This is a genomic window from Methylocaldum sp. GT1TLB (assembly GCF_051027445.1).
Classification (GTDB): Bacteria; Pseudomonadota; Gammaproteobacteria; order Methylococcales; family Methylococcaceae; genus Methylocaldum.
The window spans coordinates 235,512-260,453 of sequence record NZ_CP194898.1; the positions used below are offsets into that span (position 1 = coordinate 235,512).

General features: G+C 57.5%; 22 protein-coding genes. 14 read left to right on the forward strand and 8 right to left on the reverse strand.

Features of this window, described 5'->3' with window-relative positions; all coding sequences use genetic code 11:
- The first annotated feature begins 50 nt into the window (after positions 1-50).
- Both carB and greA read left to right on the forward strand, forming a co-directional pair.
- Positions 51-3,275: a carbamoyl-phosphate synthase large subunit gene (carB, locus tag ACR2R1_RS01050; RefSeq protein WP_434112274.1), complete on the forward strand. Its 3,225-nt coding sequence runs from the start codon at positions 51-53 to the stop codon at positions 3,273-3,275.
- 19 nt (positions 3,276-3,294) lie between these two features.
- A complete protein-coding gene (gene greA, locus ACR2R1_RS01055) occupies positions 3,295-3,771 on the forward strand; it encodes a transcription elongation factor GreA (RefSeq protein WP_077729873.1) in 477 nt (158 codons plus the stop codon).
- Here the strand turns inward: greA and yhbY are convergent, their stop codons facing one another.
- Complete coding sequence (yhbY, locus tag ACR2R1_RS01060; protein WP_434112276.1) at positions 3,772-4,044, reverse strand: ribosome assembly RNA-binding protein YhbY; 273 nt, start codon at positions 4,042-4,044, stop codon at positions 3,772-3,774.
- Between the two features lie 45 nt (positions 4,045-4,089).
- Between yhbY and rlmE the strand changes: the two genes are divergently transcribed.
- Positions 4,090-4,713, forward strand: coding sequence for a 23S rRNA (uridine(2552)-2'-O)-methyltransferase RlmE (gene rlmE, locus ACR2R1_RS01065; protein ID WP_240502477.1), 624 nt, complete (start codon positions 4,090-4,092; stop codon positions 4,711-4,713).
- 807 nt (positions 4,714-5,520) lie between these two features.
- On the opposite strand, the gene ACR2R1_RS01070 is transcribed toward rlmE, so the two are convergent.
- Entirely contained in the window at positions 5,521-6,663 is a 1,143-nt protein-coding gene (locus ACR2R1_RS01070; RefSeq protein WP_077729870.1) for an AI-2E family transporter, read from the reverse strand.
- Between the two features lie 250 nt (positions 6,664-6,913).
- Here ACR2R1_RS01070 and ACR2R1_RS01075 point away from each other — a divergent pair, with 250 nt between their 5' ends.
- From ACR2R1_RS01075 to mgtE, 4 genes are all read left to right on the forward strand, one after another.
- The gene (locus ACR2R1_RS01075) at positions 6,914-9,835 is read left to right on the forward strand and encodes a ribonucleoside-diphosphate reductase subunit alpha (RefSeq protein ID WP_434112278.1); all 2,922 of its coding nucleotides are present in this window, start codon (positions 6,914-6,916) and stop codon (positions 9,833-9,835) included.
- 42 nt (positions 9,836-9,877) lie between these two features.
- The gene (locus tag ACR2R1_RS01080; protein ID WP_434112280.1) at positions 9,878-10,081 is read left to right on the forward strand and encodes a hypothetical protein; all 204 of its coding nucleotides are present in this window, start codon (positions 9,878-9,880) and stop codon (positions 10,079-10,081) included.
- A gap of 339 nt (positions 10,082-10,420) precedes the next feature.
- On the forward strand, positions 10,421-11,026 hold the full coding sequence (locus ACR2R1_RS01085) for a hypothetical protein (RefSeq protein WP_434112282.1): 606 nt from the start codon (positions 10,421-10,423) through the stop codon (positions 11,024-11,026).
- Positions 11,027-11,684: 658 nt separating this feature from the next.
- The gene (gene mgtE, locus ACR2R1_RS01090) at positions 11,685-13,016 is read left to right on the forward strand and encodes a magnesium transporter (protein WP_434112284.1); all 1,332 of its coding nucleotides are present in this window, start codon (positions 11,685-11,687) and stop codon (positions 13,014-13,016) included.
- 100 nt (positions 13,017-13,116) lie between these two features.
- On the opposite strand, the gene ACR2R1_RS01095 is transcribed toward mgtE, so the two are convergent.
- Positions 13,117-13,896 (reverse strand): DUF6962 family protein, encoded by a 780-nt coding sequence (locus ACR2R1_RS01095; protein ID WP_347258359.1) that lies wholly within the window; start codon positions 13,894-13,896, stop codon positions 13,117-13,119.
- Positions 13,897-14,018: 122 nt separating this feature from the next.
- Here ACR2R1_RS01095 and ACR2R1_RS01100 point away from each other — a divergent pair, with 122 nt between their 5' ends.
- Positions 14,019-14,471, forward strand: coding sequence for a hypothetical protein (locus ACR2R1_RS01100; RefSeq protein ID WP_133718266.1), 453 nt, complete (start codon positions 14,019-14,021; stop codon positions 14,469-14,471).
- Positions 14,472-14,600: 129 nt separating this feature from the next.
- Here the strand turns inward: ACR2R1_RS01100 and ACR2R1_RS01105 are convergent, their stop codons facing one another.
- Positions 14,601-14,921 carry a PilZ domain-containing protein gene (locus tag ACR2R1_RS01105; protein WP_133718267.1) on the reverse strand — a complete coding sequence of 107 codons (321 nt, stop codon included), beginning with the start codon at positions 14,919-14,921 and terminating at the stop codon, positions 14,601-14,603.
- A gap of 215 nt (positions 14,922-15,136) precedes the next feature.
- On the opposite strand from ACR2R1_RS01105, the gene ACR2R1_RS01110 reads away from it, so the two are divergent.
- Both ACR2R1_RS01110 and ACR2R1_RS01115 read left to right on the forward strand, forming a co-directional pair.
- Complete coding sequence (locus ACR2R1_RS01110) at positions 15,137-15,358, forward strand: hypothetical protein (protein WP_077729863.1); 222 nt, start codon at positions 15,137-15,139, stop codon at positions 15,356-15,358.
- Positions 15,359-15,535: 177 nt separating this feature from the next.
- The gene (locus ACR2R1_RS01115) at positions 15,536-16,798 is read left to right on the forward strand and encodes a ribonucleotide-diphosphate reductase subunit beta (RefSeq protein ID WP_077729862.1); all 1,263 of its coding nucleotides are present in this window, start codon (positions 15,536-15,538) and stop codon (positions 16,796-16,798) included.
- 357 nt (positions 16,799-17,155) lie between these two features.
- On the opposite strand, the gene ACR2R1_RS01120 is transcribed toward ACR2R1_RS01115, so the two are convergent.
- Positions 17,156-18,661 (reverse strand): phenylacetate--CoA ligase family protein, encoded by a 1,506-nt coding sequence (locus tag ACR2R1_RS01120; RefSeq protein WP_434112286.1) that lies wholly within the window; start codon positions 18,659-18,661, stop codon positions 17,156-17,158.
- Positions 18,662-18,926: 265 nt separating this feature from the next.
- On the opposite strand from ACR2R1_RS01120, the gene ACR2R1_RS01125 reads away from it, so the two are divergent.
- Entirely contained in the window at positions 18,927-19,118 is a 192-nt protein-coding gene (locus ACR2R1_RS01125) for a hypothetical protein (RefSeq protein WP_133718268.1), read from the forward strand.
- 227 nt (positions 19,119-19,345) lie between these two features.
- Positions 19,346-19,726 carry a hypothetical protein gene (locus ACR2R1_RS01130; RefSeq protein WP_434112288.1) on the forward strand — a complete coding sequence of 127 codons (381 nt, stop codon included), beginning with the start codon at positions 19,346-19,348 and terminating at the stop codon, positions 19,724-19,726.
- Between the two features lie 40 nt (positions 19,727-19,766).
- On the opposite strand, the gene ACR2R1_RS01135 is transcribed toward ACR2R1_RS01130, so the two are convergent.
- The gene (locus tag ACR2R1_RS01135; protein WP_434112290.1) at positions 19,767-21,722 is read right to left on the reverse strand and encodes a serine/threonine protein kinase; all 1,956 of its coding nucleotides are present in this window, start codon (positions 21,720-21,722) and stop codon (positions 19,767-19,769) included.
- Positions 21,723-22,142: 420 nt separating this feature from the next.
- Here ACR2R1_RS01135 and ACR2R1_RS01140 point away from each other — a divergent pair, with 420 nt between their 5' ends.
- Positions 22,143-22,514, forward strand: a complete 372-nt coding sequence (locus tag ACR2R1_RS01140; RefSeq protein WP_133718271.1) for a hypothetical protein — start codon at positions 22,143-22,145, stop codon at positions 22,512-22,514.
- A 156-nt stretch (positions 22,515-22,670) separates the two neighbouring features.
- On the opposite strand, the gene ACR2R1_RS01145 is transcribed toward ACR2R1_RS01140, so the two are convergent.
- Both ACR2R1_RS01145 and ACR2R1_RS01150 read right to left on the reverse strand, forming a co-directional pair.
- A complete protein-coding gene (locus ACR2R1_RS01145; protein WP_086135033.1) occupies positions 22,671-22,997 on the reverse strand; it encodes a BON domain-containing protein in 327 nt (108 codons plus the stop codon).
- Between the two features lie 215 nt (positions 22,998-23,212).
- A complete protein-coding gene (locus tag ACR2R1_RS01150) occupies positions 23,213-23,581 on the reverse strand; it encodes a hypothetical protein (RefSeq protein ID WP_086135034.1) in 369 nt (122 codons plus the stop codon).
- Positions 23,582-23,910: 329 nt separating this feature from the next.
- Here ACR2R1_RS01150 and ACR2R1_RS01155 point away from each other — a divergent pair, with 329 nt between their 5' ends.
- Complete coding sequence (locus ACR2R1_RS01155) at positions 23,911-24,915, forward strand: sodium:calcium antiporter (RefSeq protein ID WP_086135035.1); 1,005 nt, start codon at positions 23,911-23,913, stop codon at positions 24,913-24,915.
- Positions 24,916-24,942 lie beyond the last annotated feature (27 nt).

Genomic DNA, 24,942 nt, shown 5'->3' on the forward strand with positions numbered 1-24,942 from the left:
ACAGTCCGGAACGGTTTTCGCTCAGACATAGATCAACGATACAACGCTTCATGCCTAAAAGAACCGACATTCAGTCCATCCTTTTACTCGGCGCCGGTCCCATCGTCATCGGGCAGGCCTGCGAGTTCGACTATTCCGGCGCACAGGCGTGCAAGGCACTAAAGGAAGAGGGCTACCGGGTGATCCTGGTCAACTCCAACCCGGCCACCATCATGACCGATCCGGAGATGGCCGATGCCACCTACATCGAGCCTATAGACTGGCAGACCGTCGCCAAAATCATCGAGAAGGAGCGGCCGGACGCACTGTTGCCGACCATGGGCGGACAGACCGCGCTGAATTGCGCGCTCGATCTGGACCGTAACGGGGTGCTGGAGAAATTCGGCGTACAGATGATCGGAGCCTCCAAGGAAGCCATCGACAAGGCCGAAGACCGGGAAAAATTCAAGCAGGCCATGACCAAGATCGGTCTGGGCTCTGCCCGTTCCGGCGTTGCCCACAGCCTGGAAGAAGCGCTCGCTTGTCTGGACGAAATCGGCTTTCCGGCCATCATCCGTCCTTCGTTCACGCTCGGCGGCTCGGGCGGCGGCATCGCCTATAACCGACAGGAATTCGTCGAGATTTGCGAACGCGGCTTGGAACTTTCGCCCACCCATGAGCTTCTCATCGAGGAGTCGGTGCTGGGCTGGAAAGAGTTCGAGATGGAAGTCGTGCGCGACCGCAAGGACAACTGCATCATCATCTGCTCCATCGAGAATCTGGACCCCATGGGCGTGCATACCGGCGACTCCATTACCGTCGCCCCGGCGCAGACCCTGACGGACAAGGAATATCAGATCATGCGCGACGCCTCCATCGCGGTGCTGCGCGAGATCGGGGTCGACACCGGCGGTTCCAACGTACAGTTCGCGATTAACCCCAAGGACGGGCGCATGATCGTCATCGAGATGAATCCCCGCGTGAGCCGTTCCTCGGCCCTGGCGTCCAAGGCGACCGGATTCCCGATCGCCAAGGTTGCCGCCAAACTGGCGGTCGGCTATACGCTGGACGAACTCAGGAACGAGATCACCGGAGGCGCGACGCCGGCCTCGTTCGAGCCGACCATCGATTACGTGGTCACCAAGGTGCCCCGGTTCGCGTTCGAAAAGTTTCCGCAGGCGGACGATCGGCTGACGACCCAAATGAAGTCGGTCGGCGAGGCCATGGCCATAGGCCGCACCTTCCATGAGTCTCTGCAAAAAGCCCTGCGCAGCCTGGAAACCGGCGTGGACGGTCTGGTCGGAAAGCTCGACGTTTCCGCCGAGGATGCCGGCAATATTCTTCTTCGGGAGCTTCGTCATCCCGGACCCGAGCGCATCTTCTATATCGCCGACGCTTTCCGGGCGGGATGGATGTTGGACGAGGTGCATGCCCATTGCCGCGTCGACCCGTGGTTCCTGGCCCAGATCGAGGACCTGGTGCAGGAAGAAATGGGACTGGCGAAGCGCACCTTGGCCACGCTGTCTTCGGAAGAACTGTTCGCTTTAAAACGCAAAGGGTTCTCCGATTCGCGTCTCGCGGCGCTGTTGGGCAGCGCCGAGTCGGAAGTCCGGGCCGTGCGCCACAAGCATGGCATCCGTCCGGTTTACAAGCGCATCGATTCTTGTGCGGCGGAGTTCGCCACGGCAACGGCCTACCTTTATTCCACTTATGAGGAAGAATGCGAGGCGAATCCTACCGAGCGGAAGAAAATCATCGTTTTGGGCGGCGGACCCAATCGCATCGGTCAGGGCATCGAATTCGACTACTGCTGCGTGCACGCCGCGATGGCGCTGCGTGAAGATGGTTACGAAACCATCATGATCAACTGCAACCCGGAAACGGTCTCCACCGACTTCGACACGTCCGACCGGCTCTATTTCGAACCGCTCACGCTGGAAGACGTGCTGGAGATCATTGATCTGGAAAAACCAGCCGGGGTCATCGTCCAGTACGGTGGCCAGACGCCGCTGAAGCTGGCGCGGGCGCTGGAGGCGGCCGATGCGCCCATTATCGGCACCTCGCCCGATTCCATCGACCTGGCGGAAGACCGGGAGCGTTTCCAAAAGCTGGTCGATCGCCTAAATCTCAAACAGCCGCCCAACCGCACCGCGCGTTCCCTGGACGAAGCCATGCGCTGCGCGAACGAAATCGGCTATCCGCTGGTGGTGCGGCCGTCTTATGTATTAGGCGGGCGGGCCATGGAAATCGTGTTCAACGACGAGGACCTGGGGCGCTACATGCGCGAGGCGGTGAGCGTTTCCAACGAGTCGCCGGTGCTGTTGGACCGGTTCCTGGACGATGCCATCGAAATGGACGTCGACGCGATATGCGACGGAAAACGAGTCCTGATCGGCGGACTGATGCAGCACATCGAGCAGGCGGGCGTGCATTCCGGCGATTCGGCGTGCTCGATTCCGCCGTATGATTTGAGCCCCGAGCTTCAGACTCGGGTGCGCGAACAGGTTCGTCAGCTTGCCGAGGCCCTGGGCGTTGTGGGGCTCATGAACACCCAGTTCGCCATCAAGGGCGAAGAAATTTTCATTCTGGAAGTCAATCCGCGCGCTTCGCGCACCGTTCCGTTCGTATCCAAGGCCACCGGCTATCCGCTGGCCAAGATCGCGGCCCGCTGTATGGTGGGAAAAAGTCTGGACGAACAAGGCATCTTCGAGGAACGCGTACCGGAGTATTACTCGGTCAAAGAGGCGGTGTTTCCCTTCATCAAATTCCCCGGCGTGGACCCGCTGCTCGGCCCGGAAATGAAGTCCACCGGCGAAGTGATGGGCGTGGGAGTCACGTTCGGCGAGGCTTACGCCAAAGCGCAGCGCGCCGCCAGCGTAAAACTGGCCCACAGCGGCAATGTGCTGATCAGTGTGAGGGAGAGCGACAAGTCCAAGGTCATCCCGATAGCCCGAGATCTTCTGGCCAAAGGTTTCCGATTAGTGGCCACGCGCGGATCGGCGAGAGTGCTCGAAGACGCCGGCATACCTTGCATCACCGTGAACAAGGTTTACGAGGGGCGTCCGCATATCGTGGATATGATCAAGAACGACGAACTCCAGTTCATCATCAACACGACCGAAGGCAAGAAAGCCATTGCCGATTCATTCACCATTCGGCGCCAGGCACTGCAACAGCAGATTACCTACACGACTACTATTTCCGGTGCCCGTGCCACCTGTTCCGCCCTTAGCGAACTGGATGCCGGCGATGTCAATCGCCTACAGGATTTGCACCAGGAATTCTGCAAAGTGTGACTTTTGAGGAAACGCAACTATGAATAAAGTTCCACTGACCGCCCGTGGGGCAGAAAAGCTGCGCGAAGAGCTTAACCACCTTAAGACAGTCATGCGCCCGAGGATTATCGAAGCCATCGCCGAGGCTCGGTCGCACGGCGATTTGAAGGAAAACGCGGAATATCACGCGGCGCGCGAGCAACAGGGATTTACCGAAGGCCGGATCAAGGAAATCGAGGCCAAGTTGGCGCACGCTCAAATCATCGATGTGACGACGCTCAATGCCGGGGGCAAGGTGGTTTTTGGGGCCACGGTCGAGCTTGAAGACATGGGCAGCGGCGATTCGGTGACTTACCAAATCGTCGGCGAGGATGAAGCCAATATCAAGGAAGGACTGATCTCCATCACCTCGCCCATCGCCCGGGCGCTGATCGGCAAGCGGGAGGGCGATGTCGCGACGGTGCAGGCGCCGGGTGGCGTAAGGGAATTCGAAGTTTGCTCGGTCAAATATATTTAGTTATTTCTTGTCAGGATTTTGCCGATAAAGCGTGATGATATGGCCGATCGATTGAATCAATTCGGCACCCAGTTCTCCGCAGATCTGGTCGGTCATCTCGCGGCGTTCTTCGCGGTCGGCGGCGTTCACCCGCACCTTGATCAATTCATGATGGTCCAAGGCTAAACCGATCTCGTTCAATACGGCGGGTGTAATTCCCGCCTGGCCGGTGATGACGACGGGTTTCAGGGAATGGGCCTTGGCACGCAAGAATTTCTTATAATCAGATTTCAACTCGGATTTCCTCGGGAACTGGGATTCAATTTAGCCGTACATTAGATTATGCCGCGTAGTCGAAGCAGCCGTCGTTGGCTGGCCGAACACTTTTCCGACGAATATGTAAAACAAGCCCAAGCGCTTGGCTACCGCTCACGGGCGGTGTTTAAGCTGAAAGAATTGGACGAGCGGGAGCACTTGTTCAAGCCGGGCATGGTGGTGCTGGACTTGGGAGCCGCGCCGGGCGGTTGGTCCCAGTACGCAGCGGAGCGGATCGGAAAAAGCGGCGAAATTATAGCGCTTGATCTTCTGCCGATGGAAGCGATTCCGGGTGTGACCGCAATTCAGGGCGATTTTCGGGAAGAATCCGTATTGGAGCAGTTGCAGGCGAAACTGGAGGGCCGGCCGGTCGACCTGATCTTGTCCGATATGGCGCCCAACATGAGCGGCGCACGCGTTGTGGATCAGGCAAGAGCGATGTATCTCGCCGAATTGGCTCTCGATACCGCCGAACAGCTCCTCAAGCCCGGCGGGAGCTTTGTGGCCAAGCTGTTCCAAGGACCCGACTTCGACGACTTCGTGCGGAAATCCCGCCAGATGTTCGGCAAGGTGTCGGTGCGAAAACCCAAAGCTTCGCGGGATCGAAGCCCCGAAGTCTATTTGGTGGCCAAGTCGAGAAAATCGTAGATTAACCCGCATTTCTCACTCTCCTCCAATCGCAAACGTCGCTTTAGTCGCGACCTTCCAATCGCAAACGGGCCTTTAGAGCATTTTCATACCTACTGTACGGGCATTCGCGCGTAGGTCGGGAATCCTTCCCAATCGCAAACGGTCGCTTTAGTCGCGACCCTTCCAATCGCAAACGGCGTCTTCGGGAAGGGCGTGGCCGACGCTCCCGGCCAGGCCGTTTGCGATTGGAAGGGTCATCCCAGCGCTCCTGGGATGACCGTTTGCGATTGGAGCGCCGAAGCCCCCCTTCCCGACGCCACGTCCCGGCCGAGCGTCTTCGTCGGCAAAGGATTGCCGACCTACGAATGCTTGAATCAATTTACCGTCGCCGAAGGCGCCAACGACTCCTGCCAGGCCTGTTTTGCCGTACGAGCGAGTGAAAACGCTCTAGTCGGCCCCTTCCAATCGCAAACGGCATCTCTGGGAGCGTCAGAGATGCCCTTCCAATCGCAAACGGTCGCTTCGGGAGCGCCGAAGCGACCCTTCCTACTACGGACGCCGTCCCAATTGCAAACAGAGGCCGTAGGATGCTGTGAAGAACGAACCGCCCTTCGACTGGGCTCAGGACAGGCATCGTTCGCGAGCGATGCACCCAATCGCAAACGGTTGCTTTAGTCGCAACCCTTCCTTGGTCGGCACATCCTATAGCCTTGGCACGGCGGCTCGACGTAGTGTCGGCTACGCCTCCGCCGTCGCTCAGTCCGTGCGGCGCGCCACAGCGGCGTTTCGACGCCGTCGCTACGAAGGAGGGTGAGAAATGCGGGTTTAAACCTGCTCCCGGCTCAAGGGTATGGTTTTGGGTGGTTTTACCAACTGAGCCGGGGCGGCGTCTTCCGGCGGAATTTCCTCTTCCCCCAATCGCGGCCAAGCCGCCAGTACCGCCTTGACCAATGTCGCCAAGGGAATGGCGAAAAACACGCCCCAGAATCCCCAGAACCCGCCGAAAAACAAGATGGCGACGATGATGGCCACCGGGTGCAGGTTGACCACTTCGGAAAACAGCAGCGGTACTAATACGACCCCGTCCAGGGCCTGAATGATGCCGTAAGCCAGCAGCAAATACCAAAAATCGTCGGTGAGTCCCCACTGGAAGAAAGCCACGATCATCACCGGAAACGTTACCAATGTCGCGCCGACGTAGGGAATGATCACCGAGAGCCCCATCAGCACCGCGAGCAGCAGCGAGTAATTGAGCCCCATCAGCGAGAACACCGCATAGCTGACGGCGAGCAGCACCGTGACCTCGAAGAACTTTCCGCGTACGTAATTTCCGATTTGCATGTCTACCTCGCGCCACACACGGGTAGAAAGATTGCGGTCGCGGGGCATGTATTGGCTAAACCAACCGAGGATGTAGTCCTTGTCTTTAAGGAAGAAAAACACCAGCAACGGCACCAGGATCAGATAGACGATCAAAGTGATGGCGCTGACCAAGGACGCGTACGAATAAGTCAGCATGGATTGGCCCCAGGCGAGGAGTTCTCTCCGTACCACGCCGGTCAATTCGTAGATCTGTTCCTCGGTAATGAAGTTCGGATACTGCTGCGGCAGCTGCATCACCAGCATTTGTCCGCGGTTCATCCAAGCCGGCAGCTGCTCTATGAGTTGCACGGTTTGCTGATAAAGGAGCGGCAGGAGTGCGACGAACAAAAACAATAGAAAAGCGAGGAAAAGTACGTAGACGATGATGACTGCGGCAAGGCGGGGCAGCTTTTTCCTCACGCCGATCGCGACTAGGCCTTCCAGCAGATAGGCAATGACGCCTGCCGCGAATACCGGCATGAGCATCTGCCCCAAACTGATCACCAGCACGAAACCGACGATCAAAAGAATTGCGAAAGAGACGGCCTGCGAGTTCGGCAGCACTCGCTTGACCCAGTCACTCAACCATTCCCGCACGCTTTGCATGGTGAGAAGTTGCCCTTGTTATGAATTGTTGTTGTGTATTGGCGGACAAATAGTACAACAAACCCGTTGGACGAATAATGGACGTGCGCCAAGTACCTTGATTTCAATACATTTTAAAGCTTTTCTTGCACAATTTATCCACAGGCCCTCAACAGAGTAAACCACAGGATGTTGTGCTTGACGATATGGCGGACCACATTCTATAGTGTATGTCGTAATACATACAGCCATCCTCGGAGGACACGCATCTATGGAAACCGAATCCGCAGCCCGTACCAATCAGCCGACCGCGATTCCCTTGGATCTGCCAACTGTTTCCGCCGATCTGCGCGCAACCGCTCCCGGCGAGATGCGCGTCATCCGGCGCAACGGCAAGGTGACTATTTTCGACGCCGGCAAGATCAGCGTTGCCATTACCAAAGCATTTTTGGCCGTCGAAGGTAATACCGCCGCCGCTAGCCGCCGCATCCACGAGACCGTCGAGGAGCTGACCGGCCAGGTGGTCAATGCCCTGTTCCGGCGGAATCCTTCCGGCGGCACCATTCATATCGAAGACATTCAGGATCAGGTCGAACTGGGCTTGATGCGTGGGGGGCATCACAAGATCGCCCGCGCTTACGTGTTGTATCGCGAGGACAGGGCGCGGCTTCGGGCACAGAAAGCCGCGGAGCAAGAAGAAGCCCAAGCGCCGGTCATTCACGTGACCCTGCCCGACGGCAGCCAAAAGCCATTGGACATGGCTCGCCTGCAAAAGATCGTCGAAGAAGCCTGCCGCGATCTCGCCGACGTGGACGGGGCCTGGATTCTGGAAGAAACGCAGCGCAACCTGTTCGATGGCGTGCCCGAGAAAGACGTGGCCCCGGCGCTCATGATGGCGGCGCGCGCCCGGATCGAACAGGAGCCGAATTACTCTTACGTGGCCGCCCGGCTGCTGCTGGACAGTTTGCGCAGCGAAGCGCTGAGCTTCCTCGGCCACGGCTTTTTCGAAGCCACTCAAGACGAAATGGCGGACCGCTATGCGGAATATTTCGCGGATTACGTGAAGCGCGGTGCCGAACTCGAGCTCTTGTCGCCCGAGCTGAACCGATTCGACTTACAGCGCCTCGGCGCGGCGCTCAAACCCGAACGCGATCTTCAGTTCACGTATCTGGGCCTGCAAACGCTGTACGATCGTTACTTCATTCATGCCAAAGGCGTCCGTTTCGAGCTGCCCCAGGCGTTCTTCATGCGCGTCGCCATGGGGCTCGCCATCAGCGAAATCGATCGTGAAGCGAAAGCCATCGAGTTCTACAACCTGCTTTCCAGCTTCGATTTCATGAGTTCCACGCCCACCTTGTTCAACTCCGGCACACTGCGCCCGCAGCTCTCCTCGTGCTATCTCACCACCGTGCCGGATGATCTGGACGGCATCTTCGGTGCCATCAAGGACGACGCCCTTCTGTCCAAATATGCCGGCGGCCTGGGGAACGACTGGACCCGGGTCCGCGCCATGGGGTCCCATATCAAAGGCACCAACGGCAAGTCTCAGGGCGTCGTTCCTTTCCTCAAGGTGGCCAACGACACGGCCGTCGCCGTCAATCAGGGCGGCAAGCGCAAGGGCGCCATGTGCGCCTATCTGGAAACCTGGCATCTGGATATCGAAGAGTTCCTGGAACTCCGCAAGAACACCGGCGACGATCGCCGCCGTACCCACGACATGAACACCGCCAACTGGGTGCCCGACCTGTTCATGAAGCGGGTGGCGGAAGATGGCGACTGGACGCTGTTCACCCCCAGCGACACGCCGGATCTGCACGACCTCACCGGCGAAGCCTTCGAGAAGCGTTATTTGGAGTACGAAGCCAAGGTGGATCGCGGCGAAATCACGCTATACAAGCGGCTTCCGGCGACCCAGCTTTGGCGCAAGATGCTGTCCATGCTGTTCGAAACGGGACATCCCTGGGTCGCCTTCAAGGATCCGTGCAACCTGCGCTATACCAACCGGCACATGGGCGTGGTTCACAGCTCCAATCTCTGCACCGAGATCACCCTGCACACCAACGACAACGAAATCGCCGTGTGCAACCTGGGCAGCGTGAATCTGTCGAATCACGTCACCGAGGACGGCGTTCTCGACGCGCAGAAGCTGGAGAAAACGATCTCCACCGCAATGCGCATGCTGGACAACGTCATCGACATCAACTACTACAGCGTTCCCCAGGCGCGCCGCTCGAACCTGCGCCATCGGCCGGTGGGGCTGGGCATCATGGGCTTCCAGGAGACGCTGTACAAGCTGCGCATCCCCTATGCCTCGGATGAAGCCGTAAGCTTTGCGGACAAGAGCATGGAACTGGTGAGCTACTACGCCATCAAGGCGTCCACCGATCTCGCCGAAGAACGCGGCCGATATTCCAGCTTCGAAGGCTCGCTGTGGAGCCAGGGCATCCTGCCCTACGATTCCATGGCTCTGGTCGAACAGGGCAGGGGCGGTTATCTCCAGCAAGACCGCAGCTTTACCCTGGACTGGGACGCGCTCCGCGAGCGGGTGAAAACGGTCGGCATGCGCAACAGCAACACCATGGCGATTGCTCCGACGGCGACCATCTCCAATATCTGCGGCGTGTCGCAGTCGATCGAGCCGACCTATCAGAACCTGTTCGTCAAATCGAACCTCTCCGGCGAGTTCACCGTGGTCAATCCGTATCTGGTGAACGATCTCAAGAAGCTCGACCTGTGGGATGCGGTCATGATCAATGACCTCAAGTACTACGACGGCAGCCTGCAAAAGATCGAGCGCATACCGGACCAGCTCAAACAGATCTACGCCACCGCCTTCGAAGTCGACCCGCGCTGGCTGGTCGAAGCCGCCTCGCGCCGGCAAAAATGGATCGACCAGGCGCAATCCCTCAACCTGTACATGGCCGAGCCCTCCGGCAAGAAGCTCGACAACCTGTACAAACTGGCCTGGATCCGCGGCCTCAAGACCACCTACTACCTCCGCACCATGGGCGCAACACACGTGGAAAAGAGTACTGCTTTTGACGGCAAGCTCAACGCCGTGAAGACCGACCCCATCGACGATGCGATTCCAGGAACGAAGCACCACCCGGTGGAAGCCGCCTATGCCGAGGCGGCGGCTTCGGGGGTGAAGATGTGTTCGATTGATGATCCGGAATGTGAGGCTTGCCAGTAAGGAATATTAGATTTTGGAAAATAGTTGGATAGGGAGTTAGATATGCAAAGTTGTGCGACATGGTTTTTTGATAATGACGATGGCTGCCTTTTAGCAGAAGCGCCAGATATTCTTTCCATTCCACTTCGAGAGGGAATGCGGATAACAATTCACGGTCAGGACGGCGAATTTAGGGTGGTAGGATGGGATTTTCATTATGGCCACCGAGATGAGAAGGGCGGTCTACGTATTTATCTGGGGAAATAGTTGACGCTTTGCAAGGTGGGTTATGTCGTAACCCACCACATAAGGTTTCGCTTCGCGAGGGTTCATTTGAATGTGGGTTCTCGGACCCACGGCCGAGCTCCTTTTCTTTGCTTGTCCAAAGAAAAGGAGCCAAAAGAAAGGACACCCGATTGCCGCTTGTTTCCTCCGCTCCTCGCTTTCGTCGGGGGTCGCCAGAAGGGGCTTCCATGCCCCTCTGGCGACGCGCGGAATTCATTCCGCGCCCCTACCGGGCTATTCCCGCCGAAAGCTCCGGTGCTCGGCGCGGCAAACGGGACATACCAAAATTGAATGTGGTTGCTTGAAAACTCATAAGTAAGAATGAATAGAGCGTTGTCTAGGGAAAATTACATTGCAGCCTTAAAGGAATTAATTACTCAAGGCGTACAAGGAATGAGCCAAATTGAGGTGTTAGATTTGACCCTGAATATTGTGAAAGGACTAGAGAAATATTCAGAAAAAGTCAAATTTCAATGTCCGATATGTGATAAAAGAGTTTTTTGTGATTGGTCTGCTCTAAATTCGATTCAAAAGATTAAATGTAAATTGTGCTATAGTTTATTTTATGGATATTTCGGAATAATAAAAAGTAAGCGATTTTCAAAGGTTCCATATACACTCGGCAGTCATAGTTACATAATTAGAGCGTTTGATCTTGATGGTACTGAGCGGCAGATTTCAATAACAACTGGTAATGCCCACAACTATGAGTTGCGTGCCAAGGATTTTTTCTTGATTTTGGCTCTTGATCCAGATGAGGTAAATAAGAAATATAAAAGAGCACAATGGTCTGGATTAGTAATACACAATCTAACTGTTAATACTCGTTACAGGTTCAATCATTTTCTATCGTCTTTTATTAAAGATATTAAGACCTCAGCTAGCGTTAGTGGAAACATTATCGATGCGATTAAGATGCCTGAGTAATTTGGGGAATTTTGCCTGTGGACCTCATAGCGCGGTAGGCTGGGTTGAGGAACGAAACCCAGCGAAAATGAGGTTTTTCCGCTCTGAGCGATGCTCTATCCCTTCCCGCTCCATACTGTCCTAATATCTGAAACGACGACAATCATTGTTCCCGTCGACGCAGCCGAGCATCGCAGGCGCGGGCGGGAATGGCCCGAAGGGTGGACGCAGGGATGCGTCCACTCGGCAGAGGGGTAGGAAATCCCTTCTGCCGAGCCCCGACCGGGCCTGCGACGCGCAGGGCACCGCGAAGCGGCAAGGCGTCGGGCCGCCTTTTCTTTGGGTCCTTTCTTTTGGCGGCGCAAAAGAAAGGACCTCGGCCGTGGGTCCGAGCACCCACAGTCAAATGAACCCTCGCGAAGCGAAACCTTCTCTATTTCGCACTCTTGAAGAGGCTGACGCGGCTGACTCGCAACTCGGCAATGGGACTGTGCTAAGGGCGTCTGCGGGCCGCTCCGATCTCTTATCCGCGGAATAAGGCTTTCAAATTCGGAAAAGATAAACACCGTATTCCGGAAGAACGCTGAACGATACCTACCACGGCGATTGTCCAAAGAATTAGGCGCATGGAATAGCCTGCACAGGACAGCGTGACACACCAGAATCTCGAGTTTGGCACATGGTCGTGCTGAAATGCCTTCGGCATCCAACGATCCAGTACGTGATGAGTCATCAAGGCGGTGAAATGCCGAAATACACGCTCGATGCTGTCAAGGCGTTGCGGCGGCTGGAACCGCCGCAGCGGGCAGAGGCGCTGTCGCGTTATCCGCCTGAGGTGGCGCGGACTGTTTTCGAGCAGTTCGAAGCGCCGCTTCAGAAGGAGGTGTTGGCGTTTCTGCGCGATCATCAAGTCAATCGGTTGCTGGAGGACCTCGATCCGGATGATCGAGTCCGACTGCTGGACACCTTGCCTGAGCCGGTAGGCCAGGCTTTGCTGGCTCGCCTCAGTCCCCGCGAAAGGCGCCTGACCCACAAGTTGCTCGCCTTCCCTGCGGAGAGCGCGGGCCGCATCATGAACCCGGAATATCTGCCGCTCCGGCCGGAACTTTCGGTGCGGGATGCGTTGATCCTAATCCATCGCGAGGGCCGTGCGGTCGGTACAGTGAACGTGCTGCCGGTCCTCGATAGCGACGAGCGGCTGGTGGGATTGGCAATGCTCAGCGCACTGGTGCTGGCCGATCCGGACCAGCAGGTGGCGGACGTGATGCTGGCGCCGGTGCCCACGGTAGCCCCTGAGACCGACCAGGAACAGGTGGCCCGCCTGATTCAGGCGGCGGATCTATTGGCGCTGCCGGTAGTCGACGATGCTCGGCATTTGCTCGGCTTGATTACGGTGGACGACGCCATGGACGTCGTTCAGCTCGAGCAGGAGGAGGACTTTGCTAGGGCCGGGGGTAGCGAGCCGGTGGATCGTCCCTATTTTTCGATTACCTTGTTGGATCTGGCCCGCGCCCGTTTTGTCTGGCTGTTGCTACTTGCCTTGGCCGGCGCCCTGACGGTCAACGTAATCACCGCTTTCGAATCACTGCTGGAGCAGACGATCAGTCTCTCGGTGTTCATACCCCTTCTCGTCGGTATTGGGGGCAATTGTGGAGCCCAATCGGCGACTACCGTGATCCGTGCCATGGCTACAGGCGATGTCAACGGGGTGGGAGTCGGGCGCGTGGTATTCCGCGAGACTCGGATCGGCATTCTGCTCGGCACTGCCGTGGCTTTGCTCGCCTATGTGCCCGTGTTGCTGCTGTTCGAAACGGGGCTGGCTACGACGGTTTCCCTGACCCTGATCGCCATCTGCGTCCTCGCAACTCTGGTAGGTGCAGGAATGCCGCTGTTGGCGCGACGGTTCGGTATCGATCCGGCGGTAGTGAGCGCTCCTGTTGTAACGACGCTGGTCGATACTCTCGGCTTAGTCTTATATTTCCTGATTGCAAGGGTCGTCATGGAGTTTTGATGGCGGCGCGAATGGGGGGCGGGCGGAAACACAATTGACGTTTATCCGCGAGTAATCGGTTTACCCTGCCGGGGGGGGCGGCGGATTGCTCCGCTAAAGCTCATTCGTGTCGGATCGGCTTTCTTTTTCTCAGCCCCAGCAAGAAACAATAAGCCCCTATCGCCGCCAAAACATGTTTGAGCGCATGCCCGCTGATCGGGTACATCACCTGAAAGATCGTCTCATCCAGCAGCTCCGCCAGTTTGGCGACCAAATAGAACCCGAGCAATGCCCAGATATACCCGCTTCCCGTGAACGAAGGCGAGAACAAAAGCAGTATCAGCGGAATCAGCAGCATGGGTAGAAATTGGACGAGGCCGTAAGGGCGTAGGTCCCCTTGTCCGGATTGTTCGGTCACGTGCCAATAGATGATGGAGGCAATACCGACGAGAATCAGCGGCCATAACAGTTTTTGCCCCGCCTGGCGGGAAATGTATTCGCCGACGATGATGGAGACGAAAGCCATGAAGGCGACGGTCATGGGCAGGCGGTCCCAGACCAGTGTCGTATTGTTTGGATCGAGATGGTAATACGCCGAGCCGGGGCCGATCAGTGCGATACCGATGAAGAAGGCGAAATAGCTTGCCCGGAGCTCCGGGAGCGTTCGATCCGGCACTCCCCGGACGAGTTCCCGAAGCGCAGCCAGACCGACCAGGAGGAAGAGGAGATTGGTCGCGACATTCCAGAAATGCGGCACGCCGAACCACCGGCTGCGGTCGGCGAACTCGTGATAGGCCGGGTCTTGCGGGACGGCGGGAACCAAAAACATGCCGATGACCGCGAGCGCGATAATGCCGAGCAGTAAAGCCAGTTTTGGGGTTCTGTGGCGTTCTGTTTTCATGCGATGAAGCTAAAGGAATGCGAGCGTTGACGCACTCCATGCTATACACAGCCGGCCGGTCTGCATACTATTAGCCGACGGATGGCCTTTGGCGTCCGTGTTCAGACATGAGGAGACATCCTATGAAAACAATAACGCTGGGGTTGCTGGTCATGCTTTTAGGGGAGAGCGGCACGACAACCGCTACCGAGGCTGGTATCGAAAGCGCCACCAAACAACTCTTGAAAGATACTGCCAAAACGGTGGTTCAGCGCGGTACGCGCGAGCGAGTGCACGTGGCGGCCGAGAGCATAGAGAAAGCCAAAAACCTGAGGGAAAGCATCGATAAAGCGTCTGCTGCGATAGGAGAGCAAGCCCTAGACACTGCCAAGGAATCTGCCGAGCGGCAGCTGAAGGATGGCGTCCCGGCACAAGCCAAACAGGGCGTCAAGGCTGTCGAGGACGGTGTGGATCAGGCCAAGGCGATCAAAAGCCAAGTCAAAAATGCACCCAAATCGACCCGGGACGCTGCTCAGGTCGTAAAACGCAAGGCTAAACAAGAAGCGGCCGAGAAGGCACTCGAGCTATTGCGTTAACCTGCTTTTTGCGCCTCGCCCGGTCAAGGGCGAGGTGGCAACCTCGATTGATAAACTCTTGGCCGGATTCACTCGGGCGTACGCCGGCCGATAGACCGTCCATATCCCGTGCAGCGTAAACACAGCCTATTAACGGCGGAATACCGCGGTGGACCATAACGCCCGCCCGAATTCGAGCCCATATCCTTGTTGGGATTCACGTTTGACGATGACCGAATACCGGAGCAAGCGCACGATTTTTCCTCTTTCGACGGCAAAAACGACCATGGCGGGTTTTCCCACGGATGCCTCTGTGTGCGTGGGCATCTGCAGAAAAATGCCGGAACGGCTCAGGTTTTTGGTGATTCCGCGTGATGGATTGCCGGCAGGGGGGATGAGATAAGTGCGAACGGAAGAAATCGAACGCGGTGCGATCCGTCGATCTTCGGGGGAGTCGGTCTTTTTATTCATCGTGTCCAGCCTTTGTTATTAGATAACCCCAACGTCGAAATTTCATCACATTTGTCAGAGCTTGACGAGAACGGTTTGCACATCCCCGGTTCGGAGGCAACCCACATCCGAACTGTCTAAGGAGTAGAATAAATACCACAAATCGAGAGTCGACTTGGACTCGGAAGAGAATCAGTCGATCGAGATGCGACGCAGCAACCAAAGGAGCTCGGATCATGGCCGAAAAACTTTTGCGCGATATTAAACCGGTTTCCCCTGAAAACCTTGACGATCTGATGCTGATCATGGCCAAGAACATCGAAGAGTCGTTATTCAAGAGCGGAGCACGGCCGGGGCTCGATTATTCCATCTTGGACCTTTACAAACTGGCGCAGCCCTTTGCGCTGGAAGTGTTCAGGAAGAACATCAACACCATGTCCTTTACCGTGCAGTGGTAGCGCGGTTCGGCCCAAAAAACGCGGGAGAGGCTTGCCGGCAAAAGTTATAGCCTACATATTGTGTCTATAATGTTTTTGTGCACAATATATAGTCGCTTAGGTTGGCAACCGCTCAACGATCGAGAGTTGCATAGATATTTCTCCTGAACACTCACGGGCCGAAAAGAGGAAAAAAGCATGTTGAATTGGGAAGATCCCCTCGCTGGCGTTACCGGTAAATCCGTCAAAGCTGAAACTAATCCGAATGCGCCCCGGCTGGCGGAATGGGGAGGGGAACTAGCCGCAGCGCGCGATACCGGCAAGGTCAGTCCCGAATTTCAGGATTTTTTTGCTGAAACGCGATACGAAGCGGACCAGGGGATCGCTGCGGGCAGCGACTCTCGTACCGGTGCGACTGGCCTTGAGAGCATCGAAATGGGGGCCCGGCGCATCCAGGTCGATGACAAGCAGATTATCAATTGCCGCGCCGATCTGAATCAGCTCGTGCCGTTCAAGTACCGTTGGGCCTGGCAGAAATATCTGGATGCCTGCGCCAATCACTGGATGCCGCAGGAAATCAACATGAACGCGGACATTGCGCTTTGGAAGAGTATCGACGGACTGACCGAAGACGAGCGCACCATCATCAAGCGAAATCTCGGATTCTTTTCCACCGCTGATTCCCTGGTGGCCAACAATCTGGTTTTGGCGGTATACCGGCACATTACCAATCCGGAATGCCGCCAATATCTTCTGCGCCAGGCTTTCGAAGAAGCGCTGCACACTCATGCCTATCAATACGTCGTCGAGTCTCTCGGCATGGACGAGGGCGAGGTGTTTAACATGTACCGTGAATTGCCGGCCGTGGCGCGCAAGGCGGAGTGGGCCTTGCCATTCACCCAGTCTCTGGGTGATCCCGCGTTCCGGACCGGAACGCCCGAAGACGATCAGCGCTTGCTTCGCGATCTCATCGCCTTCTACGTGATTTTCGAAGGCATCTTCTTCTACGTCGGCTTTACCCAAATCCTTTCGATGGGGCGGCGCAACAAAATGACGGGCACCGCCGAGCAGTTTCAATACATCTTGCGGGACGAATCGATGCACATGAACTTCGGCATCGATGTCATCAACCAAATCAAGATCGAGAATCCGCATCTCTGGCGCAAAGACTTTCAGGATGAAATCATCCGCATGATTCGCGAGGCGGTGGAGATAGAGACGCAATATGCCTACGACACCATGCCGCGTGGCGTATTGGGGCTGAATGCCGGCATGTTCAAGGATTATCTGGAGTTCATCGCCAACCGGCGCTGCGCCCAGATCGGTTTGCCGGAGCAGTACCCCGGCGCTGGCAATCCATTCCCTTGGATGAGCGAAATCCTGGATCTCAAGAAGGAGAAGAACTTCTTCGAGACCCGGGTAACGGAATATCAGACCGGCGGCGTTCTGAGCTGGGATTGATCTCGGTCTCTTCCCGGAACTACGCTCTATAGCATTTTTCCGGTTTGGCGTGGCGCCCGAAGGTGCAGTAGGTCGGCATCCTTTCCCAATCGCAAACGGTCGCTTTAGTCGCGACCCTTCCCGACGCAGCGGGTTTGTCGGCAAAGGATTGCCGACCTACAAACTCCCGATCCTCGCCGCTAAACCGCGGTGAAAAGCGCTCTATAGGCCATCAGGCTTCCCTGTCCGGTTGGCGACAGTACAGCGCTTATCGATCGTGCTGCGCTGTCTCGCTGGCCGACCGGAGCAAGCTTCCTCTGCCGACGGAGAGTCCCCGGCATCGTAGTCTTCCCGTGTAAAGCCGGGCAAGCTAAGGCCTCATCGCCGGGTATACCGGTGCTTGGCGCCAGCCGGGAAGTACTCGGGATCCTCGAACGGCCGTAGCGTAACTTTGGGGAGTTGTTTTTCCGGCGGCGTGTAGTTGGCGAATTCGCTGTTGAGCCGCAACAACTGCGCTTTGACGGATTCCGCAAGCGTCCGGCATTTCTGATCGTCCGCCGTGGCGCCGGGCAGAAGTTCGGCGGTCACGCTCAGGTATTTGTCCCCGTCTGCCGATTCCTTCGTTTCCAGGACGAATTTGCCCGTCGCCCAAGCCATGATATGCGGCTGTTCCAGGCCGACCGTCACGTTTTCCGGATAGATATTGGCACCGTAGAAAGACACGGTGAAATCCGCGCGTCCGAATACATAAACGAAGGGCAGGGGTCTACAGGGAAAGGTTTCGTCCAAACCGTATTCGGCCAGTGGGCCCGCTCCCCAATCTCGCAGAAAATCGCGCATCTCACCGTAACCGACAACTCCGCCTTTATCGGCGATGTGATAGCGGATCAGCGGCACTCCGTTGTCGCACGAAACCACCAGGGTTTCCTCGTGGACCTCGAACAACCGGCTGATCGGGTCGTACTGAACCAGCGTAGGCAGGCGCGATTCGCCGAAGAGCTCCCTGGCCGCCTCGGGGCGGTCCGCCAGAAAGCGGCGGACGGCGATGCTGAGCGGCGTTTCGTTGCCCAAAACCCCGGCATCCGCCGTGCCATAGAGAGAGGCCGAATCGTAACACGGGGCTTTCGAGCCGACCCGTTCGCTCACCAGGCTTCGCCATTCCTCGCTGAACACTTCGCCCGCGAACACCATTTTCACCCGGTAGCGCGGCCATTCGATTCCGGCGGCAAGACCCGCATCGATGACATCCTTGATGAACGGCGGATAGCCCAGAAGCACGGTTTGCTCGAAACACGGCGCGAGTTCCTGGATCACCCGGAAGATTTCTTCCTTCTTGTTGCCGGGCGTCGCCACCATCAGGGGATAGCCTTTGGCTGCGAGATGCCAGGCGCAGGACGTGGTGTACAGTCCGCCGACCCAGTTCCCGAGGGCGAAGCAAACCACGGCCAGCGTGCTGCGTTCGTGCGCCCTGAAACTGTCGTGAAATATCTGCTCGAAACGAAGCGCGATATCGAGCTCGTCGATGATCGATCTGGGCCAGAACGTGGGTTTTCCGGTCGAACCCGAGGAAACCGCCACCCGGTCGCACTCGGCCAAGCGGCCGTTGCGGCAGCGCTCCGGCAGTGGGTAGACATGCATGTAATTGGGCTTGTCGATCAGGGGAAGCTGCCGAAAGGCATCAAAAGATCCGACGGTCTCCGGCGCTATGCCATGGGCGCCGAGAAATGTTTGGTAAGCCGGAACACGGCTCGCCGTTCGGTGGAAAAGGTCCAATACGACGGATTCAGCATCCATGGCAAGCCGGTCGGCCATCAGTTCGTCGAGCGACCTAAATAGAAAGTGGTGAAGCCGGTTTTGAATTTCGGAAGTGCGATGGGTCAACACGGTTCGTCGCGTCGATTAAAATGTGGTGCTTTGAATTATGATCTCCGGCCACCCTGGGCGCCACCGCCATCGAAACTTCGCGGGCGTGCAGAGGTGTGCTTATTGACGCGGCCTATAACTTATAGGCCGCGTCAATCCGGGGCAGGGATGCTCCGGCGCGGCGACGAGCCGCGTGAGCCCAGGCCGGGCGTGTACCGGCCTGGGCGGCGGCCCGAAATACCAGGAGGGTATATACGGGTCCGATTAATAATTGGATTCGAAGTCGATGAGCAAAGTTTGGGTCTTTCAGCAATCTACATTAGAAGTCGCACTGGACGAGTGGGTCCAGGAGCAGATCGATCACTATCCGCACAAGGAGGAGCTTATCCGCACCGTGGCCCTCGCGATGCGCGATTTCCTCGATTCGCGGCAGGTGGCGGAGCACAAGATGGTGATGAACGTGTCGGACAAACCATAGGGCGTTTTCCGGCTTGGTGTGGCGTCCTCAATATGCAAGTAGGTCGGCAAACCTTTGCCGACAATGCTCTCGGCGACCCAGTGTGTCGGCAACGGATTGCCGACCTACAAATTTCCTAAAACTCACCGCTAAACCGTTGCCGACAAAGATGTCTTGACGCCATTCCGCCGATCTGTTTCAGTCGACAGGGCGGTTGTTCCGATTCCGGCTTGCCCGAAGGAGGCTATATGCACGGCTTGGTTAAGACGGCGGTTTTGTTGATCGCTATCGCGAGCGGAAGCGTCTGGGCTTACGGTGGCGGGGGCGGCGGAAGCAGCGGGTGCGCCGAGCCGAAATTCTTCGAACCGAATCCGACCGGCGCCGTTGCCGCGCTTGCCGAGTTCGCTTTCGTCGCGTCGGACAATACCGACAGCGATACTCTTACGGTCGAAATCAACGGCCAGACGGTTCAGCCGGTACTCGAACGCCTGAGAAGCGGCGACTGGCGAGTCAAGGCCGTCCCGCCGCAGCCCCTCACCGAGCCCGGTAAGGTTCGGATTTCGGTCAAGGCGAAGAGCCGGGACGGGTGCTGGGGATTTCAGCCGTATGCTGTCGAGGTCAAGCCGTGAGTTTCCGGCCGACTGCGCCAACGTGAGCTTTTCGGCCGTTTTATCCCCACTGCTCCAGCACTACGACCTTCCACGCGCGGTTTTTTGTAGGCCGAACCGTTTGCCAGGCGGCAATGCGATTGGATTCTCGGCCGCTTCCATGGGTCGGGCCGTGGTAATAGCCGATGCCGGCTTCCTGATCCGCAATCTGTCTCGCGAGCTGGCGCAATTCGGGAATTTTGTCGAACCGTTCTTCGCGGAACAGGTTTTCCCCGATTTCGTCGGTATCGGTGTCGTAAAGGATGAAACCGTCGTCCTGAATGATCCACACCGCTCTCTCCTGGGTTTGGAGTCCGGCGGGCAATAGTTTTCCCAGGAACTCGGCGGCCTTGAAACGGGCGGACAGAAAACCCGGTATGGTCTTGCCGCGCTTTATGGGTACGACGAGGGTTACGGCGTCGAAACCTTCGGGCGCCTCGTAGACGCGGCTCAGTATGGGTTCGGCCAGTTCCAGCGCCAGACGATTGTGTTCGAGCCGGGAGGTATCGGCGCCGATGGCTTCAGCGTATTTCGCCGGCGCCACGGCGGTGATCGTGCCGGGGGCGATCGTGGCGGCAAAAAGCTCGGCGTCGGGATACCGGGTCAGCAGGGATGTCAGAATCGGAGTCATGGCCTTGCGGTCGCCTACGTTGCCCGCGGCGTCCGCGAGCCGTTCCATCCCGCTTCGTATCGAGCCTATGGCATTCGCTATGTCTTCCGCGATCTGATCGGCGGCGGTCAGGTTTTCGTTGGATATGCGGGTGACGTCGGCCAGCGCCGTTTCCGCGCGCTCGCGGGCATGGACCGCCATTCGTCGCTCGGCGACGGCCACTTCCCGCTCTTTCCGGGCATCCATGGCAAAATGGACCGCCAGCCCCGCACCGATCGCGACGGCCATGACGACCGCAAGTCCAGCGGAAAGCGCTGCCTTGTTGCGGGCGACGAAACGGCGCAGCAACTCGCCGCGCGAATAAGCGTACGCGCTGACCAATCGTCCATCGCGGAAAGCGCGCAGCTCGTCGGTCAATTCGGCGGCGTCCCGGAAGCGGCAAAGCTTGTCCTTCGCGAGGGCCTTGTCGCAAATGGCGGTAAGCTCGGCCGGTGCGGGAACCGGACCTTTGCGCGAGGAGGGCAGCGGCGCTTTGGACTTGAGCTGCTCGACGATGGACGAGAGGCTGCCTTTGAGCGGCGCCCGTCCGACCAAGATGTGATACAGAATGCAGCCGAGGGCGAATACGTCGGTTCGCGCGTCCACTTCGCCATAACGCTGATCCACTTGTTCGGGCGCCATATAAGCGGGTGTCCCGAGGATTTCGCCGACTTGAGTGAGGTCGTCGGATCCGGCCTCTTCGGATGCGGCCGGTACGGCCCGGCGGAAGACATCGGCTTCGATGCCGATCTTGGCGAGACCCCAGTCCAGGATGATGGTTTCGCCGAATTGTCCCAGCACGATGTTGCCGGGTTTGAGATCCCGGTGCACCACGCCTTTTGAATGGGCGTAGGCCATAGCCTCGCAGACGTCGATGAGCCGGTCGAGCAATTGCAGACGTTTTGCAAGCGCCTGTTCGGGCTGTTCCGAATTGCATGCGGAAAGCGCTTCGGCCAGGGTCTGCCCCCGTACGAGGCGCATCACGTAATAAGGAGCGCCTTGGGAAGTGGTTCCCATGTCGTAGACTGGAACGATGCCCGGATGCTCCAGGCGTCCCGTGATTTGGGCCTCGCGGAGAAAACGGAGCCTGATGGTGGGGTCGACGGCTTCGTTCGATGCGAGCATTTCCTTGATGGCCACCTGACGCCCAACGCGCTCGTCGAAACCGAGCAGCACCCGCCCCACGCCCCCCTGGCCCACTGTGCCGCACAAGGAGTAATGATCGGTGAGTCTGTAATCGGCTGTGGATTCCTGCGAACCTTGCGCAGCATCGAGCTGGAGTTTCAGCACCGTGTAATCGTCGAAATCGGCGTTATCGTTACCGCGCATTGGTCGATCGTGTGTATTGAACGAAGCTCACATTAATGTAGTTCGTCATCGGCTAAGGGACAAACGGACGGCGACGATCGTGCCGAGCCGATCGGCGCCACGGTCGGCTCTTATCCAAGAACGGAAGGGGCGGAACGCGGGTCTAATTGCTTGACGTTGCCCGAATCGTACGGAAGTAGCGATATGGTCACTAAGCGCGTAATGGGCGATTTAGCGACAGGGGCAGAGAACGAAGGCGTGCGGAAGGGAGTCGCCGTCAGCTCAGGGAAATCGAGTCCGATCAGGTGCCTTTTGTTCTGCCTTCTCGCGAACATCGCGGTCTTGTGGTTTCGACCGGTGCATTCGGCGGAGATCTACAAATGCCGAACCGATACCGGGTTGTTATATACCGATGAACCGGCTTCGAGGAGTTGCCGTCGGATGCATATCAAGGTCACCAAACCCGACCCCGAGGCGATTGCGCGATTGGAGGAATGGAAAGAGCAGCAGGCGGCCGAGGCGGCCCGGAAAGCGGCGGAAGCGCGTGAAGAACGCTTGGTCCGGGTTCGCGAGCTGGAAGCCCTGGCGGCATGGCAATCGGCACGCGCGGCTATGGTGGACGCCGAGGCCGCTCAGTATTGCCAATATCCTCAGCCGGTCTATTTTCCGTTATGGACTTATCCCGGAGTCCCCATTTTTCGTGATTATTCGAGTTTTAGCGGATACCCGTTCCCGTATGGGCACGACGCAAGGCGCTACTCGCGATACGGAATGTCGCCCGACCGAATTCATTTCTGGCGAGAGCGGCGATAAGGACCGGGCCGAACAAGGGAACATTCCTCGCGCCGGCAGGTGCGGCAACGCGAAATCAAACCGAGCCGATAAGAAAGGCGACGACGAACGAACCGAAAAGAACAAGCAGTCTCCCGAGGAGCCTGACGCCAAGTCTCAGCTCCACGACGGGGTTTCCTAAAACCGCGGCTCGTCGCTTTTCTGCCTGACGCGGATGTTGTTCTCGACCGACTTGACGCCTCGGATTCCGCGCGTGATCGCCTCGGCATGCCGGCGTTGATCCTCGTCGGGAACGAAACCGCCGAGTTGCACATGCCCCTGATGGGCTTGCACCTGGATGCCGAGACCGCCGACATAAATGTCCTGTAAAAGCGCTGCCTTGACCCTGCTCGCAATAGTAACGTCGTCGGCATTGGCGCCGAACTCCGTCTTCTTGCCTTCCGAATTGGCGCAGCCGGTCAGGACGAGCACCGCAATGGACACCAGGAAGTATCGCCGTTTCATTTTTTCCTTGCCTGGTTTCGATCTACGGCAGTAGCCAAGCCCAAATGCTCGTTCAATCCAGTCGTACTTGAAGCATGAGACGCTCTTAGCCAGCCGTCCCTAGAGCGTCTCGTTTCCTCCGTCATCTGAGCGAGATCGGGGTTTTCGTGCTGGATTCGCGTTGGCGCTCGAAAGGCGCTTCTGTTTAGCGTCGGCCGCAAATCCGATGTGAAAATCTATTGGTTTTGCCCGTCTTCGGAGCCGCCTTCTCCGCCTTCCGTGCCGCTGTCTCCGCCCGTTGCCCCGCCGGGACTGCCCGTACCTTGCTCGCCTTCGGGCTGCCGTGGCTCCGCCGCGGGCGTGGTTTGCTGGCCTTCGCCTTGGGGTTGCTGTCCCGTCTCCGGCTGACCGGTTCCGCCTTCTTTTTGTTTTTCCCCGAATGGTTGGAAACCCTCCCAGCCGGGGTAGGACTTATCGCGATCGGCTTCGGTCCCCGCGACGACAGTCGCCTTGTCCAGAGATTTCTTAGCCGCCCAGACCGGATTCGCGACAAATAGCAGACTCGATACGGCTGCCGCCAGGGCGATCGAGATTATGTGGCGCATGGATTCCCTCCTGTTTCGCATCCTTATTCGGAAGCTGCCCGACAACATCGAATGAAAATTACTAATAGCACGAACGCCGGTCTCGGTCTCTATGGACTATTACGAGGGGAAGGTGCCGAGCTCATGTAAACATGCAAACACCCATACTCCGATTTCGCCCCACGGCCCGGTGAAATGCGGTTAATCGGAGGTCTCGTGAAAAGACGTTAAACTACGCGCCAACTTTTGCCTCCGTCCCGTCCGCAGAAAGGGGATCATGCGGCAACCCTATGCGGCGATGGAGCGGGCGAACCCTGCGACTTGTCACGAAACACAATCACTATCCAATAATGTTCAGTATTTGGGCGGAATTTGCCGCTTGCTTCCTCTTGACCGCTTATGCCGGAACGAAGCTTTCGTTATACGGCGATGTCATTGCTGACAAGACCGGCCTCTCGGGAAACTGGGTGGGACTGGTCATGCTTGCCACCGCGACATCGTTGCCCGAGTTGATTACCGGGTTAAGCTCGGTCACGCTCGCATTGGCGCCGAACATCGCCGTGGGTAATGTGCTCGGTGCTTGCGTTTTAAATCTGATGATTCTGGTCGTGGTCGATTTCCTCCACCGTAAAGAATCGATTTATCGCCGCGCCAGCCAGGGCCATATTCTCTCCGCGGGTTTTGGAGTGGTCATGATCGGCCTGGTGGGGTTCAACGTTCTCCTCGGACAGCGAAACGGTTGGGCCATAGGGCATGTAGGCGTTTATATGCCTGTCATCGTTCTGATGTATTTGATCGCCGTGCGTTCGATTTTTCATTACGAAAAGCAGCAGGTGATCGAGTTCGCGGAAGAGGTTACCGATCGTTATGCCGGCATCTCGCTGCGCCGCGCGATCGTGAGTTACGGCGGGGCCGTGGTGGTCGTAGTCGCCGCCGGCGTATGGATGCCGTTCATCGCGACCAAGCTCGCGACGGCCATGGGGTGGCACACGTCATTCGTCGGCACGCTGCTGGTCCCGATAGTCACCTCGATGCCCGAACTCACGGTTACTCTGGGTGCTTTGCGGCTCGGGGCACTCGACATGGCGATCGCCAATCTCCTGGGGAGTAATCTTTTCAACATTTTGATTATCGCGATCGACGATTTGTTTTACCACCCAGGGCCTTTGTTATCCAACGTATCGGCCATCCACGGCGCGTCGGCGATGTCGGCCGTAATCATGACTGGTCTCGCGATCGTGGGCATTCTGTATCGACCGGCGACGCGTGTCTTCAAAACAGTGGGCTGGATCAGCCTCGGGCTCTTTGCGATTTATTTGCTAAATTCCACGGTGCTCTACCTCCATAGCGAGTAACCGGCCGAAGGTAGGCTTTGCCAGTCG